Consider the following 15955-nt stretch of genomic DNA (forward strand, 5'->3'; position numbering starts at 1 on the left):
ATGCACATGGCACCGGGTTTCACGGGATCGCCCCTCGAACGGATCGACAACGAACGCGATCATCCCGGCCTGCTGGCGGCGCGGGCCGGGGACCCGGCGGCGCTGCTGCTCCGCATGGAGGGGCTCGATCCCGTCGCCGCGCCGGATGGGCGGCTCGAATGGGCGCCGCTTGCCGAGGCGCCGGCCGGGGTGGAGCTGGCGCTGCTCGGCCTGATCGACGGGCGGCCACGCTTCGTGGCGCTCGATCCGGCGGCGACGGGCAGCGGCCACAACCTGATCTGGCGGCTGCTGGATGGCCTGCCCGATGGCGAGGCCGGCACCTATGCCGCCGCGCGCAGCCTGGTGGACTGGCACGCCCGCCATCGTTTCTGCGCGCGCTGCGGCAATGAGACGCAGACGATGCGCGCCGGCTGGGCGCGGCGCTGCGGCGCGTGCGGGGCGGAACATTTCCCCCGCACCGATCCGGTTGTCATCATGCTTGCCGAATATCGGGGCCGGGTGTTGATCGGCCGCCAGCCGCGCTTTCCCGCCGGGCGCTATTCGGCGCTGGCCGGCTTCGTCGAAGTGGGCGAATCGATGGAGGAGGCGGTCGCCCGCGAGCTGTTCGAGGAAGCGGGCGTGCGGGCGACGCGGGTGCGCTATGTCGCCAGCCAGCCCTGGCCCTTTCCCTCATCGCTGATGATGGCCTGCATCGCCGATGTCGAATCGGATGCGGTGACGCTGGACGCCAACGAGCTGGAACATGCCATGTGGGTGGGGCGGGACGAGGTGGCCGCGGCGCTGGCGGGGGACCCTTCGGCGCCCTTCATCGCCCCGCCGCCTTATGCCATCGCCCACACGCTGTTCGCGCGCTGGCTGGACGGGGCCGGAGCCTGACGGCCCCGGATCAGGCTTCCCCGCCGCGCGCCCGCGCCCTCGGATAGGTGCCGAGGATGCGGACCCATTTTGAATGGAAGGCCAGTTCCTCGAGCGCGCGGGCCACGGCCGGGTCCTCGGGATGGCCTTCGATATCGGCGTAGAATTCCGTCGCGGCGAAGCTGCCGCCCCGCTGGTAGCTTTCCAGCTTGGTCATGTTCACGCCGTTGGTCGCGAAGCCGCCCATCGCCTTGTAGAGCGCGGCGGGGATGTTCTTCACCTCGAAGATGAAGGTGGTCATCACCGGCCCGGCTTCCCGCACCGGCTGCCCGTCCAGAGCCAGGATCACGAAGCGGGTCATATTGTGTTCGGCATCTTCCAGCCCGTCGGCCAGGATATCGAGGCCGTAGAGCTGGGCGGCGGCCGGCGGCGCGATGGCGGCGGTGCGCTTCGCGCCGATCTCCGCCACCATGGCGGCGGCGCCGGCGGTGTCGGCATAGCTGATGGGGCGGAGGCCCCGCGCGCGCAGCCAGTTGCGGCACTGGCCCAGCGCCTGCGGATGGCTCATCACCTCGGCCACGTCCTCCATCGCGCCGGTGCCCATCAGCGCGTAGCGGATCGGCAGGAAATGCTCGCCGGTGATGACGAGGCCCGATTCCGGCAGCAGGAAGTGGATGTCGGCCACCCGGCCGTGCAGCGAATTTTCGATCGGGATCATCGCGCGATCGGCGCGGCCCTCGCGCACGGCGTCGATCGCGTCCTCGAAGCTGAAGCAGGGGAGCGCCAGCCCCTCGGGAAAAGCCTGCTCCACCGCGATGTGCGAATTGGCGCCCGGCGCGCCCTGGAAGGCGACGGCGCGGGCGGGATCGGCCGCAGCGGCGGCCATCATCTGCGCGACGAGCGCGCGCGCGGGGGCAGGATAGCTTTCCATGTCGGCGGCGCGCTTAGGCCGGCCCACGCCCCGCCGCAACCCGATCCTTGGCGCGGGGACGGATAATGTCGCCGCCGCCGGCTTTTTGAGAATGATTCGCACAGATAAGCCGCGCTTGCGGTGCGAGACTCTCGAAACTAAAGGAAACCCGCTTTTGACCGCGCAGGGGAAGCGCGGCCCCCGAGGAGGTTTCGAAAAGGCATGGACAACCGTTTCAACACCATTGCTGGCTGGGCGCTGGCCGGCGGTATCGCGGCGCTCGGGCTCTCGATCCTTACGGGTGAATATTTCAAGGCCGAACGCCCCGAAAAGATGGGCTATGTGGTCGAAGGCGTCGAGGATGAAGGCGGCGAGGCGGCCGAGGCCGAAAAGCCGATCGCCTTCTATCTCGCCAGCGCCGACCCGGCCAAGGGCGCGGACGTGTTCAAGAAGTGCGCCGCCTGCCACAATGCCGACAAGGGCGGCAGCAACGCGCTCGGCCCCAACCTCTGGGGCGTGCTGGGCGAGCCGGTGGGCCAGGGCGCCCATGGCTTCGCCTTCTCCGAGGCGCTGAAGGGCAAGGGCGGCACCTGGGACTGGCAGAATCTGAGCGACTGGCTGCACAATCCGAAGAAGTTCGCGCCGGGCACGAAGATGACCTTCGCGGGCCTTTCCAAGCCCGAGGATCGCGCCAACATCATCGCCTATCTCAACCAGCAGAGCGACCATCCGAAGCCGCTTCCCGCCGTGCCGGCCGAAGCGGCGGCGGCACCCGCCGAAGGGGCGGCGCCCGCGGAAGGCAATGCTTCGGCCGAAGCCCCGGCCGCCGGCAACGAAGCGGCCCCCGCCGCCGCGCCCGCCACGCATTGATGCCGCGCGGAGGGGCCTGCCGCCCCTCCGTCCGCATGCCGCCGCCTCAACATGGTTGGGGCGGCGTTTTCATTTTCTGCCATCCCGCGATCGATCGGGCCGCAAAGTCCGCGTGCCCGCCGGTGCGTCCGCCGTCGCGGCCGATGGCGCCTTTGCGCGATAAGCCGTTGAAGCCGGCCGCGCGCCGCGCCATGATCGCGCAACAGGGCCACCAGGAGTTTCCCCAAGTCATGAAGATCGATTTTCGCTGGGCCGTCGCCGCGCTCGCGCTCACGGCTGCCGGTTGCGGCAAGCAGGACGCCACCGACAATGCGGCCGCGGCCGGCAACGCATCGGCCGCCGCCACCGCGCCCGCCGGCAAGGACTGGACCGAAACGGTGGTGAAGACGCCCGAGGGCGGATTCCGCATGGGGAATCCCGATGCGCCGGTGAAGCTCGTCGAATATGCCTCGCTCACCTGCCCGCACTGCGCCGACTTCTCCGAGCATGGCGTGCCGAAGCTGCGCGAGGATTATGTCCGCACCGGCAAGGTGAGCTGGGAATTCCGCACGTTCGTGCTGAACCCGGTCGATGTCTCGATCTCGCTGCTGGCGCGCTGCCAGGGCGAGGGGCCTTTCTTCAAGCTGGTCGAGCAGACCTATGCCGAGCAGAAGAACTGGGCGCCGAACATCAGCAAGATCAGCAATGCGGAAATCACCCGCATCCAGGGCCTGCCCGAAAGCCAGCAGTTCGGCGCGCTGGCGACGGCGGCGGGCATGGACGAATTCTTCCGGGCGCGCGGCCTTTCCAAGGAAAAGGCGGATCAGTGCCTGGCGGACAAGGCCGGCCTCGATCAGATCCTGGCGATTCGCGAACGCGGGGCCAATCAGGACAAGATCACCGGCACGCCTTCCTTCCTGATCAACGGCAAGCTCGCCGAAGGCGTGTATGACTTCAACTCGCTTTCGGCCGCGCTGAACACCGCGCTGGGCGGCTGAGGCCTCGGGGCCGGGGGGGCATAGACCGCCATGCGGATCAGGCGGCTCAAGCTTTCGGGCTTCAAGAGCTTCGTCGAACCCTCCGAACTCCGCATCGAGCCGGGGCTGACGGGAATCGTCGGCCCCAACGGCTGCGGCAAATCCAACCTGCTGGAGGCGATCCGCTGGGCCATGGGCGAAAGCTCGGCCAAGTCGATGCGCGGCGGCGGCATGGAAGACGTGATCTTCGCCGGCACCACCCAGCGGCCGGCGCGCGATTTCGCCGAGGTTTCCATCCTGGTCGATCGCGCCGCCACGGGTGACGGGCAGGAAGGCGAGGTGGAGATCGTCCGCCGCATCGAACGCGGCGCCGGTTCCGCCTATCGCATCAACGGCCGGGATGTCCGCGCCAAGGATGTGGCGCTGCTGTTCGCCGACGCGGCGACCGGCGCCCATTCGCCCGCGCTGGTCAGCCAGGGGCGCATCGCCGCCGTGATCGCGGCCAAGCCCACCGAGCGGAGGCAGATGCTGGAGGAGGCCGCCGGCATCGCCGGCCTCCACGTCCGCCGCAAGGATGCCGAACAGAAGCTCCGCGCCACCGAGGCCAATCTCGTCCGGCTGGACGAGCTGCTGGCCGACATGGACGTCCGCGCCAATGCGCTGCGGCGGCAGGCGCGCGCGGCCGAGCGCTATCGCCAGCTTTCCGATCAGATCCGGCTGGCCGAGGCGCGGCTGATCTATGCCCGCTGGCGGGAGGCGGCGGCCGCCGCCGATGCCGCGAAGGCCGAGGCGGCCGCCGCCGAAGCCGCCGTCCATGCCGCTGCCGAGGCCCAGCGCGCCGCCGCCGCCCATCTGGCCGAGGCGGTGCGTGCGGTGGGCGATGCGCGGGCCAGGGCGCAGGCGACGCGGGAGGCGGCGGCGGAGGCCGGCCACCAGCTCACCACGTTGCGGGCCGAGCGCACGACGCTGGAAAGCCGCCTTGCCGAGCTTGCCCGCCAGGGCGAGACCCTGGAGCGGGATCGGGCGCGCGAGGATACGCTGGCGGTGGATGCCTCCGCCGCGCTCGCCCGGCTGGCCGAGGAGGACAAGGCGCTCGCCGCCGCGCGGGCCGGCGCCGATGCCGAGCAGGCGGGCTTCGCCGCGCGGGTAAGCGAGGCCGAGGGCGCCGCGCGCGACGCGGAAGTTGCGCTCGCCCACGCGGTTGCCGAGCAGGCGGCGGAGCAGGCCGAGGTCCGCGTCGCCCAGGCCGCGCTGGCCGCCGCCCGCCAGCGGCTCCAGCGCGCCGAGGCCGAGCGCGCGCGGGCCGAGGCCGATGTCGCGGCGCTGCCGGATGCGGAGCCGCTTCTCGCCCGGCAGCAGGAGGCGCTGGCCCGGCGCGATGCGGCGCAATCCACCGCCGCCGACGCCACGGCCGCCATCGCGACAGCCGAGGCGGAGCGGGATGCCGCCGCCGCCCGGCGCGATGGCGCGGAAAGCGAAGCCGCCGCCGCCCGCGCGGCGCTGGCGGCGCTTGAAAGCGAATTCCAGGCGCTGACGCGGGGGCTGGCTTCCGATGCCGGCGGCGATCAGGCGCTGGGCAAGGTGCGTGCCGCCCCCGGCTATGAGCGGGCGCTGGCGGCGGCGCTTGGCGACGAGCTTTCCGCGACCGTCGGGCCTGCCGGCAAGCGCCGCTGGGCGGGGGCGGATCGCCATCCCTCCGATCCTGCCCTGCCGGCCGGCGCGGAGGCGCTGGCGGCCTGGGTGGAGGCGCCGGCCGAACTGGCGCGGCGGCTGGCGCAGGTGGGCGTGGTGGATGCGGATGACGGCGCGATCCGCCTTGCCGCCGGCCAGCGCCTCGTCACCCGCGACGGGCGCATGCGGCGCTGGGACGGCTTCGTCGCCGAGGATGTCGGCGCGGCGGCCGCCGAGCGGCTGATCCGGGTCAATCGCCTCGCCGCGATCGAGCAGGCGCTGCCGCCGGCGCGCGCGGCGGTGGAGCAGGCTGGCGTGGCGGTGGCGGCGGCGCAGGCGGCGTTCGCCGCCGCCCGTGCCGCGATCGATGACGGCCGCCGCCGGCTCGCCGATGCCGAGAATGCGATGCGGGCCGCGGTGCGCGATGCCGATCAGGCGGGCACCGCGATCGAGCGGCTGGCCGGCCAGCGGGCGACGCTGGAGCAGCGCGCCGAGCGGGCGGCCGCCGAGCGCACGGAGGCGGCGGATGCGGCCGCCCAGGCCGAGGCGGGCGTGGCGGCCCTGCCGGATGGGCTGGCGACGGCCCGCAAGGTCGATCAGCTCCGCCAGGCCAATGATGCCGCCCGTTCCAGCCTGGCCGATCTGCGCGCCGCGCTGGCCACGCTCCGCCAGCGGATCGAGGCGGATGCCCGCCGGCTGGAGGCGGTGCGTGCCGAATCGAAGAGCTGGCGATCGCGCGCGGGCGATGCCGCCCGCCGGATCGACGAGATGGCGAAGCGGGCCGATGCGGTGGCGAAGGAGCAGGCGGCGCTGGCCGAGGCGCCCGCCCGGCTGGATGCCCGCATCGCCGCGCTGGAAGAGGAAGCGGCCGGGGCGGAAGCCGCCGCTGCCGAAGCCCGCGAGGCCGAGCGCGTGGCCGAGGATCGGCTCCGCCAGGCCGAACGGGCGGCGGCGGAGAGCGGCGAGGCGCTGGCCGCCGCGCGCGAGGGGCGGGCAGGGGCGGCCGCCCGGCACGAGAATCAGGAATTGCGCCGCGTGGAGATGGGCCGCATCTCCGGCGAGCGCTTCGGCTGCCCGGCGCCGGTGCTGCCCGAGAAGATCGGCTTCGCCAGCGGGGAGGTGGGGGATGCCGCCGCCCAGTCGGCCACGCTGGACCGCCTGACCGCCGATCGCGAACGGCTGGGCCCCGTCAACCTCGTCGCCGAAACCGAGCTGGCGGAGCTGGAGGAAGCGCGCGCCACCGGCCAGGCCGAGCGCGATGAGCTGGGCGAGGCGATCCACCGCCTGCGCGGATCGATCGGCAGCCTCAACCGGGAGGGGCGGGTGCGCCTGCTGGCGGCGTTCGAGGCGGTGGACCAGCATTTCCGCCGGCTGTTCACCACGCTGTTCGCGGGCGGGGAGGCGCATCTCGCGCTCACCGAATCGGATGATCCGCTGGAGGCGGGGCTGGAGATCATGGCCCAGCCGCCGGGCAAGAAGCTGGCGGCGCTCACCCTGCTTTCCGGCGGGGAACAGGCGCTGACGGCGGTGGCGCTGATCTTCGCCCTGTTCCTCACCAATCCCGCGCCGATCTGCGTGCTGGACGAGGTGGACGCGCCGCTGGACGACGCGAATATCGAACGTTTCTGCGACCTGCTCGATCGGATGACGCAGGAAACCGAGACGCGCTACCTGATCGTCACCCACAATGCGGTGACGATGGCGCGGATGCATCGGCTGTTCGGCGTCACCATGGTGGAACGTGGGGTCAGCCGGCTGGTATCGGTGGATCTGGGCGGGGCGGAAAGGCTGCTGGCGGCGGAATAGGCCGCCCTTGTCTGGCCGCCGCAAGCGCCCATCTGCCCCTTTGGAAACAGCCTTGGAGCATCGGCATGAGCGACCAGCCCACCATCGCCCTGAACGACGGCCGCGATATTCCGCAATTCGGCCTGGGCGTGTTCCAGATGCCGCCGGCCGATACCGAGCCGCTGGTCGCGGCGGCGATCCGGCTGGGCTACCGATCGGTCGATACCGCCGCTTATTATCGCAACGAGGCGGAGGTGAGCGCCGCCGTCCGCGCTTCGGGCAAGCCGGTTTTCGTCACCACCAAGCTGTGGATGGCGGACATGGGCTTCGATACGGCGCTGGCCGCGCTCGACCGCAGCCTCGCCAATCTCGGCACGGAGAGCGTGGACCTCTATCTCATCCACTGGCCGGTGCCGTCGCGCGACCTCTATGTCGAAAGCTGGAAGGCGCTGATCCGCGCGCGGGACGAGGGCAAGGCGAAGTCGATCGGCGTCTCCAACTTCGCCATCCCCCATCTCGAACGGATCATCGGCGAAACCGGCGTGGTGCCGGCGGTCAACCAGGTGGAGCTGAACCCCGGCTTCCAGCAGCGCGAGCTGCGCGCCTTCCACGCCGCGCACGGCATCGCGACCGAAAGCTGGGCGCCGCTGGGGCGGGGCCGGCTGCTGGACGATGCCGTCATCGCCCGGATCGCCGCGCGGCACGGCCGCACGCCCGCGCAGGTGCTGACCCGCTGGCATATCGAAAAGGGGCTGATCGTTTTCCCCAAGACATCCAGCGAGGCGCGGCTGCGGGAAAATCTGGGCGCGCTCGATTTCCGGCTGGATGCGGAGGACATGGCCGCGATCGATGCCCTGGACAGCCCGGATGGGCGGCACGGCCCCGATCCCATGTCGATGTAGCTCACCCTTCCGCCAGCGCCAGCGCGGCGCCCAGATCGGCCACGAACCTTTCATATTCGGCGCGCGCATCGGCCTTGTCGGCGATCCGCAGCAGGAAGCTCGGATGGATCGTCACCCGGCCGAGGCCGCCGTCCGCCAGCTCGATCGTCCGGCCGCGTGTGCCGCCGATCGTTACTATCTTGCCGATCAGCGCGCGGGCGGCCGTGGCCCCCAGCGCCAGCGTGACGCGGGGGCGGACCAGCGCCCGTTCGCGATCGAGCCACCAGCGGCAGGCCGCGATCTCGCCCCCGTCCGGCTTCTGGTGCAGCCGCCGCTTGCCACGCGGCACGAACTTGAAATGCTTGACCGCGTTGGAAAGGTAGACGCGATCCCGGTCGATGCCGGCTTCCGCCAGCGCGCGATCCAGCATCCGCCCCGCCGGCCGACGAAGGGGCGGCCCTGCCGATCTTCCTGATCGCCCGGCTGCTCGCCCACCAGCATCAGCGCGGCATCGGCCGGGCCTTCGCCGAACACCGTCTGCGTGGCGTTGCGCCAGAGGTCGCAGCGGCGGCAGCCGGCCGCCGCCTCGCGCAGGCTTCGCCATTCCTTTTCGGGCCGATCGGCCATGCCCTTTCCCGTGCTTCCAGGGGCGTTCCATGCATCCAACGCGGGGCGGAGCGCTATTCTCCCCCATCGGCGCGGTTGAACCCGGCGGGTTGAATCTGTAGAGGCGACGTCCATATCCGGCCGCGAAGCCGCAAGCCTTGCCGAAAGATCGATCGCCGATGCTGTTCACCTTCCTTCTCGTTGTCCACGCGATCATCGCGGCGGCGCTCGTCACCGTGATCCTGATGCAGCGTTCGGAAGGCGGCGGCCTGGGCGTCGGCGGCAGCCCCACCGGGCTGATGAGCGCGCGCGGCGCGGCCGATTTCCTCACGCGGGCGACGACGATCCTCGCCACCTTGTTCATCGTCATGTCGATCGGCCTGGCCGCGATGGCGACGATGCAGCGCGCCCCGCGCGAGATCGATCAGTCGCTCGCCCGCCAGCCCGCGCCGCAGGGCGAGGCTCCGGCCGCCGCTCCCACGGCGCCGGCGGTGCCCGCCAATGACGCGGCGGCGCCTGCCAACAGCGCGGTTCCGCTCGCGCAATGATCCCGGCGCCCGGATGACCGGGCGTCCGTCCATCGCATAACCGGCCTTCACGCGTCGGCGGCTTCGCTGGCGCGCTCGGTCGTTTTTTTGGAGTTCCTGCCTTGCTCCCTACCTCCACTCGCGGCTAAGCCATTTCTCCCATGGCGCGGTACATATTCATCACCGGCGGCGTGGTCTCCTCGCTCGGCAAGGGTCTCATGGCGGCAAGTCTTGCTGCCCTCCTGCAGGCGCGTGGCTATCGGGTCCGCATTCGGAAATTCGATCCCTATCTCAACGTCGATCCGGGCACGATGAGCCCGTATCAGCACGGCGAGGTCTACGTGACGGACGACGGGGCCGAGACGGACCTCGATCTCGGGCATTATGAACGCTTTACCGGCGTTCCTTCCCGCCAGTCCGACAACATCACCACGGGCCGGATCTATCAGAACATCATCGCCAAGGAACGGCGCGGCGACTATCTGGGCGCCACCGTCCAGGTGATCCCGCACGTGACGGACGCGATCAAGGAATTCGCCCGCGCGGAGACGGACGACCTGGATTTCGTGCTGTGCGAGATCGGCGGCACGGTGGGCGACATCGAATCGCTGCCCTTCATGGAGGCGATCCGCCAGCTCCGGAACGATCTGGGCCGGGGCAATTCGGTGTTCGTGCACCTGACGCTGGTGCCCTATATCGCGGCGGCGGGCGAGCTGAAGACCAAGCCGACCCAGCATTCGGTGCGCGACCTCACCTCGCTGGGCATCCAGCCCGACGTGTTGGTCTGCCGTTCGGATCGGCCGCTGCCCGCCAGCGAGCGCGCCAAGATCGCCCTGTTCTGCAACGTGCCGGCCGATGCGGTGATCCCCGCGCTCGATGCCAGCACCATCTACGGCGTGCCGCTGCAATATCATGCCGAGGGGCTGGACCGCGCGGTGCTGGCCGCCTTCGGCATCGAGGCGGCGGGATCGCCCGATCTTTCGCGCTGGGACGATATCGTCGATCGCATCGTCAACCCGGAAGGGGAGGTGACGATCGGCGTCGTCGGCAAATATACCGGCCTGCTCGACGCCTATAAGTCGCTGCACGAGGCGCTCGTCCACGGCGGCATCGCCAACCGGGTCAAGGTGAACATCCGCTGGATCGATTCGGAGCTGTTCGAGGCGCCGGAATCGGACATCGCCGCCAGCCTGGAACCGTGCCACGCCATCCTCGTGCCCGGCGGCTTCGGCGAGCGCGGATCGGAAGGCAAGATTTCCGCCGTCCGCTTCGCCCGCGAACGCAACGTGCCCTTCTTCGGCATTTGCCTGGGCATGCAGATGGCCTGCATCGAAGGCGCGCGGAACCTGGTGGGCATCGCCGATGCCTCCACCACGGAATTCGGGCCTACCGAGAATCCGGTTGTCGGCCTCATCACCGAATGGAAATCGGCGCGCGGCATGGAAGTGCGCACGGCCGACGGCGATCTGGGCGGCACGATGCGGCTGGGCGCCTATCCGGCGCGGCTTTCCGGCAACAGCCGGGTCGCCTCGATCTACAATGCCACCGACATTTCGGAACGGCATCGCCATCGCTACGAAGTGAACATCAACTATCGCGAGCCGCTGGAAGCCAAGGGGCTGATCTTCTCCGGCATGTCGCCCGACGGCGCCCTGCCCGAGATCGTCGAGCGGCCGGACCATCCCTGGTTCATCGGCGTGCAGTTCCACCCGGAGCTGAAGTCCAAGCCGTTCGATCCGCACCCGCTGTTCGCCAGCTTCGTGGCGGCGGCGCTGGAGCAGAGCCGGCTCGTCTGACGCCGGGCGCGGGGGCCGGCCGGAAAGGACGGTTCCCGCGCTTTCTCAAAAACGCCGCGTAATTCCCAGATAAAGCTCGATATCCGGCGTCGCGTGGTTCAGCCCCGCATTGGCGCCGGCATCGAACTGCATATCCTCGCCCGATTGCAGGGCGAAGGAGAGCCCCGCCAGCAGCTGCGTCGAATGGCCGGCGGGATCGCGATCGCGATAGGCGGCCATCTCGATCGTTGCTGAAACCGCCTCGCTCATCGCCACGCCCAGGCCGGCGGCGGTGCCGTAGGAAAGGTGACGGCCGTCGCGGTCCTCGTCCACGGCGGCGTCGATTTCCGGCGTCAGCGCGATCTGGAAACGATCGGAAAGGTCGTAGCTGAGCGGCACCAGGAGGCCCGCGCCCCAATCGCCTGCGCCGATGGCATGGCCGCCGGCCGGCAGCGTCGCATAAGGCTGCACCGCGATCGCGAAGCCGCCGCCGTCCGGCCGGGCGAGGTTGCGGCGGATGGCCAGGGTGACGTCGCCGGCACCAGAAGCCTTGTCCACCGCGCCGGTCGCCCTGTCGCGCGTGCGGACGTGGCCGAAGGCCGTCCAGCCCAGTTGCGCCTCGATATGTTCGCCAAGGCCCACGCGCAGCAGGAAATCGCCCGCGCTTATCGTATCGGTGCGGCTGTCCGCCTGGCGATCCATCGTCCAGTCGCCGATCCCGGCCTCGATCTGCACCCGGCCCGGATCGAGCGTGCAGGCCGGGGTGCCGATTCCCGGCCGGTCGGGGCAGAGATCGCGGCCTTCCCCGGCGACGGCGGGGCTGGCGGCGATCGCCCCGAGCAGCAGAACGGCCAAAGCGGGGCGGTGCATCATGCGGAAGGCCTGTTTCCGGTTGGGTGTCACCCCATCATAGAGGAAGCTTGTCGGCGGCGGCGGCCGACGCGGTCTTTCGGGCGGCCTTCGCGGCCTCGCCATAGCTGTGCCAGGTGAAGATCGCCGCCGCGCCGCGATGCGGCCGCCATTTTTCCGCGATCTCGCGCGTCAGCTTTTCCGAAGGGCGATCGGCGAGGCCCATCAGCCTTCCCACCTCGATCTGGACGGCAAGATCGCCCGCCGGCCACATGTCCGTCCGCCCTTCCGCGAACAGCAGATAGATCTCGGCGGACCAGCGGCCGATGCCCTTGATGTCGACCAGCTGGGCGATCGCCTCCTCATCGTCGTCGGGCAGGGATTCGAGGTTCAGCCGGCCGGAGGTGACATGATCGGCAAGGCTGCGCGCATAGCCGCTTTTCTGCCGCGAAAGCCCCGCCGCGCGCAGCGTCTCGTCCGATGCCGCGGCCAGCGCCGCCGGGTCCGCCGCCGATCCCAGCGCGGCCTCCAGCCGGTTCCACACGGCGTTCGCGGCATGCACGCTCACCTGCTGGCCGATGATCGTGCGCAGCAGCGTCTCATAGCCGCGCGCCCGGATGCGCGGCTCGGGATAGCCGATCTCGCCCAGCCGCACCGCGAAGGCATTTTCGAAGCCTGCCAGTGCATCCAGCCCCGCCTTCAGCTGTTCCGCCGTCAATCCCATGTCGCGTCCGCCCTTGATTTCGCTGGCTTGGACAGACATAGCCGCCCGTAAACAGGCTCGCATGAGCGAGGGGAGAAGCCATAATGCCGAAGCTGTTCGTCGTCACGCGCGAAGGGGAAGAGAAGGTCGTCGATGGCCAGGTTGGCCTGACGGTGATGGAAAATATCCGCGACAACGGCTTTGACGAGCTTCTGGCGCTGTGCGGGGGCTGCTGTTCCTGCGCGACCTGCCATGTCCATGTCGACGCGGCCGATTTCGACAAGCTCAAGCCCATGGGCGACGACGAGAACGACCTGCTCGACAGTTCCGACCATCGCGTCGCGACTTCGCGCCTGTCCTGCCAGATCCCGTTCACCGAAGAGCTGGACGGGCTGCGCGTCACCATCGCACCGGAGGATTGATCCTATGCCTGCCGCCCGCATCTACCAGCGGTCGAAGAACGCCATGCAGTCCGGCCGCGCCCGCGCCGGCCAGTGGGTGCTGGAATATGAACCGCGCGAGGCGAAGCGCCCCGATCCGCTCACCGGCTGGGCCGGATCGGGCGACACGCGCGAGCAGGTGAGGCTGGTCTTCCCGTCGCTGGACAAGGCGCGGGCCTATGCGGAGGCCGAGGGCCTTACCGCGTCGGTCGTGCCGGCCGCGCCCAAGACGCTGCGCATCCGCACCTATGCGGAGAATTTCCTTTAAGTGATCGGGCCGTGGCGGGCGCTTCGCGAGCCTCGCCCGGCCGGATGCACCGGAAACTTCCGTTCGTGTCGAGCCGGGTCGAAAGGCCCGGCCCGAGCGGGCAGGGGCGGCTGCCGGCGTCATGGGATGCCGGCGGGTGCGGCATTTCATCCGATTCCGGCGGAACAATCCCGAGATTGCAACCGCTTTTCCCACATGCCCGGTTCCCGTTCGCTGCAACCGACCTTATGGTCGAGCGTTACGCCACCGGATCGATACGGGCGAATAGGGAGAAGATGATGCGCTACCTCACGATATTGCCGCTCGCCATGGCGGGGATGCTGGGTGCCTGCGCCACCAGCGGCGCGGGCGGCGGCGCGGAGCCGCCGGCGCCGGCCGCCACCACCGCCAGCGTCGCGCTGGCCGGGCCGGACGGGGCGTCGCTGGGCAGCGCCACGCTCACCCAGCTTGACGGCGGCGTCCGCGTCGCGGTGGAGGGCCAGGGGCTGCCGCCGGGCGCCCACGGCCTGCACCTCCACATGGTGGGCCTGTGCGAGGGGCCGGGCTTCGTCAGCGCCGGCACCCATTGGAACCCCACCCACATGGTCCACGGCAAGGATGCGCAGGGTGGCCCGCATTGGGGCGACCTGCCGAACCTGATCGTCGGCACCGACGGCGCCGGCCGCGTCGAGGCGACCATTCCCGGCGCGCGGCTGACGGGCGGCGACAATCCGCTGATCGATGCGGACGGCGCGGCGCTGGTCGTCCACGCATCGCCGGATGATTATCGCACCGATCCCACCGGCAATAGCGGTGGCCGCATCGCCTGCGGGGTGGTCGTTCCCAACTGATCTTCCGTTCACGGGCGGCCCTGGGCTCCGGGCGGCTTCTCCGCGAAGCCGCTTTGGCCTAAGGCCGCCCGGTTCGTTTCCGGGAGATCGCCCTTGTCCATCGATGCTTCGTCCAGGCCCGCCGTGCTGTTCGTCTGCCTCGGCAATATCTGCCGTTCGCCGCTGGCGGAGGCCGCCTTTCGCGAGGAAGCGGCGCGGATCGGCCTGGATGCGGAGATCGATTCGGCCGGCACGGGCGACTGGCATCTCGGCCACGCGCCGGACAAGCGCGCCCAGGCGGTGGCCCGGCGCAACGGCATCGACATTTCCGGCTATCGCGCCCGCCAGGTGACGCCCGACGATTTCAGGCGGTTCAGCCATATCGTCGCGCTCGATGCCAACAACTTCGCCGATCTGCGCGCGCTGAGCCCGGCCGACGCGACGGCGGAGCTTTCGCTGCTCCTCGATCATGTGCCGGGCCGGGAAGGGCAGGCGGTGGCCGATCCCTATTATGGCGACGAGGCGGGTTTCGACATCACCTGGGCGGATGTCGTGGCCGGCGCGCGCGGGCTGGCGGACCGGCTGAAGGGCTGAGACAGGGTTTCAGCGGCTTTCAATCCAACGGGTAGCGGGCCGCGATCTCGTAGGTCGCGCCCTCGCTGCCCAGCCGGCTTTCGTAGAGGCAGAAATTGTCGATCTCCTCGGCCGGCCCGGAAAGCCCGGCGGCCTGCGACAGCATCGCTTCCACCGGCCCCGCATGCCGGCCGAAGCGGGCGATGGTGATGTGGGGCAGGAAGGCCCGCGTGTCGGGCGCGATGCCGACGCGGGTGAGCGCCTGATCCACCTTGTTGTGGAGCGCCGTCACCTCATCATGCGGGGTCACGCCCGCCCACAGGCTGTCGATCCGGTCGCGCCGGTCGAACTGGCCGAGCCCGTCCAGCGCCAGCAGGAAGCGCGGATGGTGGATCGCGCCCAGCGCCGCGGCCACGTCCTCCGCCACATGCCGGTCCACCTCGCCGATGAAACGAAGGGTCAGGTGGAGCTGCGCATCATCCTGCCAGCGCGCGCCGGCGATGCCGCCCATGATGCCGCGCAGCGCCTGCCGCATCGCGCGCGGCGGCCGGATGGCTACGAACAGCCGGTGCATGGGCTTCTCCGCAATATCATGTTACAGGTGTCTCCGTTGAAAAGGCGCGGCAATCCGCCGATATTGGCCCTGAGCGGCGCGAATTGCGACCGCGGATATGGAGTTTGATGGCGATGGCAAACTGGTCCGACCCCCGGACGACCGCAGCGGCGAGGCCGACGGCCGCCGGCACGCGCGACGCCGCGATCGACGCGGGTCTGCGCTCCTACATGCTTTCGGTCTATAATTACATGGCGTCGGGCGTGCTGCTCACGGGCATCGTCGCCTATCTGTTCGCGCGTTCGGGCATGGCGGAAGCCGTGTTCTCGGGCGGGCCGCTGCGCTGGGTGATCATCCTCGCGCCGCTGGCCTTCGTGATGGTGCTGAGCTTCGGCATCAACCGGCTGTCGACCTTCGCGGCGCAGGCGCTGTTCTGGGCCTTCGCGACGGTGATGGGCCTTTCGATGTCCACGATCTTCCTGATCTATGGCGGCGTCGACATCGCCCAGGCCTTCTTCGCGACCGCGGCCGCCTTCGCCGGTCTCAGCCTCTACGGCTACACCACGAAGCGCGACCTTTCGGCCTTCGGCACCTTCCTGATCATGGGCGTCGTCGGCCTGATCGTGGCGAGCCTCATCAACCTGTTCGTGCAGTCGAGCGGGATGGCGCTGGTGATCAGCTTCCTCGGCGTGCTGATCTTCGCGGGCCTCACCGCCTATGACACGCAGAAGATCAAGAGCATGTATTTCTACGTGGCCGGCACCGACATGGTCGGCAAGACGGTCATCATGGGCGCGCTGTCGCTGTATCTCGACTTCGTGAACATGTTCACCTTCCTGCTCCAGCTCATGGGCAATCGCGACTGATCTTGGCCGCGAGGCGCATGGAAAAGGCCCGGTGGAGCGATCCGCCGGGCCTTTTTCT

Annotated in this window: 16 protein-coding genes and 1 pseudogene; 12 read left to right on the forward strand and 5 right to left on the reverse strand. The window is 69.9% G+C overall.

All coding sequences use genetic code 11. The features are described from left to right. A complete protein-coding gene (nudC, locus tag CV103_RS04370; protein WP_015457272.1) occupies positions 1–876 on the forward strand; it encodes an NAD(+) diphosphatase in 876 nt (291 codons plus the stop codon). Between the two features lie 10 nt (positions 877–886). Here nudC and CV103_RS04375 read toward each other — a convergent pair whose 3' ends face one another. Beyond that, the gene (locus CV103_RS04375) at positions 887–1786 is read right to left on the reverse strand and encodes a prephenate dehydratase (protein ID WP_041865092.1); all 900 of its coding nucleotides are present in this window, start codon (positions 1784–1786) and stop codon (positions 887–889) included. A gap of 201 nt (positions 1787–1987) precedes the next feature. Here CV103_RS04375 and CV103_RS04380 point away from each other — a divergent pair, with 201 nt between their 5' ends. The 4 genes from CV103_RS04380 (at position 1988) to CV103_RS04395 (ending at position 7949) form a co-directional block, all read left to right on the forward strand. Further along, a complete protein-coding gene (locus CV103_RS04380) occupies positions 1988–2635 on the forward strand; it encodes a c-type cytochrome (RefSeq protein ID WP_015457270.1) in 648 nt (215 codons plus the stop codon). Between the two features lie 230 nt (positions 2636–2865). Further along, entirely contained in the window at positions 2866–3612 is a 747-nt protein-coding gene (locus tag CV103_RS04385) for a thioredoxin domain-containing protein (protein ID WP_015457269.1), read from the forward strand. A gap of 30 nt (positions 3613–3642) precedes the next feature. After that, positions 3643–7068 (forward strand): chromosome segregation protein SMC, encoded by a 3426-nt coding sequence (gene smc / locus CV103_RS04390; RefSeq protein WP_107394066.1) that lies wholly within the window; start codon positions 3643–3645, stop codon positions 7066–7068. A 65-nt stretch (positions 7069–7133) separates the two neighbouring features. Beyond that, entirely contained in the window at positions 7134–7949 is an 816-nt protein-coding gene (locus CV103_RS04395; protein WP_107394067.1) for an aldo/keto reductase, read from the forward strand. A 1-nt stretch (position 7950) separates the two neighbouring features. Here CV103_RS04395 and CV103_RS04400 read toward each other — a convergent pair. Continuing rightward, positions 7951–8531: pseudogene (locus CV103_RS04400) on the reverse strand (UdgX family uracil-DNA binding protein); the annotation flags it as partial. 182 nt (positions 8532–8713) lie between these two features. On the opposite strand from CV103_RS04400, the gene secG reads away from it, so the two are divergent. After that, positions 8714–9082, forward strand: a complete 369-nt coding sequence (gene secG / locus CV103_RS04405) for a preprotein translocase subunit SecG (RefSeq protein WP_015457265.1) — start codon at positions 8714–8716, stop codon at positions 9080–9082. Between the two features lie 140 nt (positions 9083–9222). Beyond that, the gene (locus CV103_RS04410; protein ID WP_015457264.1) at positions 9223–10857 is read left to right on the forward strand and encodes a CTP synthase; all 1635 of its coding nucleotides are present in this window, start codon (positions 9223–9225) and stop codon (positions 10855–10857) included. Positions 10858–10902: 45 nt separating this feature from the next. Here the strand turns inward: CV103_RS04410 and CV103_RS04415 are convergent, their stop codons facing one another. Continuing rightward, positions 10903–11706, reverse strand: coding sequence for a transporter (locus tag CV103_RS04415; protein WP_107394138.1), 804 nt, complete (start codon positions 11704–11706; stop codon positions 10903–10905). 37 nt (positions 11707–11743) lie between these two features. Beyond that, entirely contained in the window at positions 11744–12409 is a 666-nt protein-coding gene (locus tag CV103_RS04420; protein WP_107394139.1) for a DNA-3-methyladenine glycosylase family protein, read from the reverse strand. Between the two features lie 83 nt (positions 12410–12492). Here CV103_RS04420 and CV103_RS04425 point away from each other — a divergent pair, with 83 nt between their 5' ends. The 4 genes from CV103_RS04425 (at position 12493) to CV103_RS04440 (ending at position 14499) form a co-directional block, all read left to right on the forward strand. After that, the gene (locus tag CV103_RS04425; RefSeq protein WP_070934170.1) at positions 12493–12810 is read left to right on the forward strand and encodes a 2Fe-2S iron-sulfur cluster-binding protein; all 318 of its coding nucleotides are present in this window, start codon (positions 12493–12495) and stop codon (positions 12808–12810) included. A gap of 4 nt (positions 12811–12814) precedes the next feature. Continuing rightward, positions 12815–13096 carry an ETC complex I subunit gene (locus CV103_RS04430; protein ID WP_015457260.1) on the forward strand — a complete coding sequence of 94 codons (282 nt, stop codon included), beginning with the start codon at positions 12815–12817 and terminating at the stop codon, positions 13094–13096. A 278-nt stretch (positions 13097–13374) separates the two neighbouring features. Continuing rightward, entirely contained in the window at positions 13375–13926 is a 552-nt protein-coding gene (locus CV103_RS04435; protein WP_015457259.1) for a superoxide dismutase family protein, read from the forward strand. A gap of 93 nt (positions 13927–14019) precedes the next feature. Beyond that, positions 14020–14499, forward strand: coding sequence for a low molecular weight protein-tyrosine-phosphatase (locus tag CV103_RS04440; RefSeq protein WP_107394068.1), 480 nt, complete (start codon positions 14020–14022; stop codon positions 14497–14499). Positions 14500–14518: 19 nt separating this feature from the next. Here CV103_RS04440 and thpR read toward each other — a convergent pair whose 3' ends face one another. Then, positions 14519–15052, reverse strand: coding sequence for an RNA 2',3'-cyclic phosphodiesterase (gene thpR / locus CV103_RS04445; protein WP_015457257.1), 534 nt, complete (start codon positions 15050–15052; stop codon positions 14519–14521). A 113-nt stretch (positions 15053–15165) separates the two neighbouring features. Between thpR and CV103_RS04450 the strand changes: the two genes are divergently transcribed. Next, entirely contained in the window at positions 15166–15897 is a 732-nt protein-coding gene (locus CV103_RS04450) for a Bax inhibitor-1/YccA family protein (RefSeq protein WP_015457256.1), read from the forward strand. The last annotated feature ends 58 nt before the right edge of the window (positions 15898–15955 follow it).

The sequence above is a fragment of the Edaphosphingomonas fennica genome (assembly GCF_003034225.1).
Classification (GTDB): Bacteria; Pseudomonadota; Alphaproteobacteria; order Sphingomonadales; family Sphingomonadaceae; genus Sphingomonas_E; species Sphingomonas_E fennica.

What these genes read in the sequence shown, in the direction of transcription:
- nudC (WP_015457272.1), top strand. Translation starts at nt 1, where the DNA reads ATGCACATGGCACCGGGTTTCACGGGATCGCCCCTCGAACGGATCGAC.
- thpR (WP_015457257.1), bottom strand. Translation starts at nt 15,052, where the DNA reads ATGCACCGGCTGTTCGTAGCCATCCGGCCGCCGCGCGCGATGCGGCAG.
- CV103_RS04410 (WP_015457264.1), top strand. Translation starts at nt 9,223, where the DNA reads ATGGCGCGGTACATATTCATCACCGGCGGCGTGGTCTCCTCGCTCGGC.
- CV103_RS04425 (WP_070934170.1), top strand. Translation starts at nt 12,493, where the DNA reads ATGCCGAAGCTGTTCGTCGTCACGCGCGAAGGGGAAGAGAAGGTCGTC.
- CV103_RS04385 (WP_015457269.1), top strand. Translation starts at nt 2,866, where the DNA reads ATGAAGATCGATTTTCGCTGGGCCGTCGCCGCGCTCGCGCTCACGGCT.
- CV103_RS04415 (WP_107394138.1), bottom strand. Translation starts at nt 11,706, where the DNA reads ATGCACCGCCCCGCTTTGGCCGTTCTGCTGCTCGGGGCGATCGCCGCC.
- CV103_RS04435 (WP_015457259.1), top strand. Translation starts at nt 13,375, where the DNA reads ATGCGCTACCTCACGATATTGCCGCTCGCCATGGCGGGGATGCTGGGT.
- CV103_RS04380 (WP_015457270.1), top strand. Translation starts at nt 1,988, where the DNA reads ATGGACAACCGTTTCAACACCATTGCTGGCTGGGCGCTGGCCGGCGGT.
- CV103_RS04375 (WP_041865092.1), bottom strand. Translation starts at nt 1,786, where the DNA reads ATGGAAAGCTATCCTGCCCCCGCGCGCGCGCTCGTCGCGCAGATGATG.
- CV103_RS04395 (WP_107394067.1), top strand. Translation starts at nt 7,134, where the DNA reads ATGAGCGACCAGCCCACCATCGCCCTGAACGACGGCCGCGATATTCCG.
- CV103_RS04450 (WP_015457256.1), top strand. Translation starts at nt 15,166, where the DNA reads ATGGCAAACTGGTCCGACCCCCGGACGACCGCAGCGGCGAGGCCGACG.
- secG (WP_015457265.1), top strand. Translation starts at nt 8,714, where the DNA reads ATGCTGTTCACCTTCCTTCTCGTTGTCCACGCGATCATCGCGGCGGCG.
- smc (WP_107394066.1), top strand. Translation starts at nt 3,643, where the DNA reads ATGCGGATCAGGCGGCTCAAGCTTTCGGGCTTCAAGAGCTTCGTCGAA.
- CV103_RS04430 (WP_015457260.1), top strand. Translation starts at nt 12,815, where the DNA reads ATGCCTGCCGCCCGCATCTACCAGCGGTCGAAGAACGCCATGCAGTCC.
- CV103_RS04420 (WP_107394139.1), bottom strand. Translation starts at nt 12,409, where the DNA reads ATGGGATTGACGGCGGAACAGCTGAAGGCGGGGCTGGATGCACTGGCA.